We start from the raw sequence: 648 nt of genomic DNA, 5'->3' as shown, positions 1-648 counted from the left end.
GCTGGCGAGCAATTCCTTGGCCTGGTATTCGTGGATATCCATGTTGTCCTCCCGGTAATTCCTACTGCGCGGCGGCCTGCGCCTGGCCGGCGCGCTCGATCGCTTCGCTGACCACCAGCACGTTGCGGGCCATGCGCTCCGACGCGGCGTCGATCATCTTGCCGTCGAGCGCCGCCGCACCCTTGCCGAGCGCCTCCGCTTCCTTGAGCACCTCGAGGATGCGCCTGGCGCGCGTCACCTCTTTCTCCGGCGGCGAGAACACGTCGTTGGCCAAGGCGATCTGCGAAGGGTGGATCGCCCATTTGCCTTCGATGCCGAGTGCCGCGGCGCGCCTGGCGGCCGCCTTGTAGCCCTCCGGATCGGAGAAATCGCCGAACGGTCCGTCGATGGCGCGCAGACCGTAAGCCCTGCAGGCGACCGTCATGCGCGACAGCGCAAAGTGCCACTGGTCGCCGGGGTAGTCAGGGTTCAGCCCGCCGATATTGACGGTGCGTGCCTTGTTGCTCGCGGCATAGTCGGCGACGCCGAAATGCATCGCTTCCAGCCGGCCGGGCGTGGCGGCGATCGCCTCGACATTGGCCATGCCGAGCGCCGTCTCGATCAGCGCCTCGAGGCCGACGCGGGTCTTGAAACCCTTGGCCATCTCGA

The 648-nt window shown here is 67.1% G+C and carries 1 protein-coding gene; it reads right to left on the bottom strand.

The window, feature by feature from the left end; all coding sequences use genetic code 11:
* Positions 1 to 61 precede the first annotated feature (61 nt).
* On the bottom strand, positions 62 to 648 hold a 587-nt coding region (locus EN853_RS33090), incomplete at its 5' end, for a CoA ester lyase (protein ID WP_135861339.1).

The sequence above is a fragment of the Mesorhizobium sp. M1C.F.Ca.ET.210.01.1.1 genome (assembly GCF_004791585.1).
In the GTDB taxonomy this organism is placed as follows: domain Bacteria; phylum Pseudomonadota; class Alphaproteobacteria; order Rhizobiales; family Rhizobiaceae; genus Mesorhizobium.
This window is presented reverse-complemented; position numbering and strand designations above follow the sequence as displayed.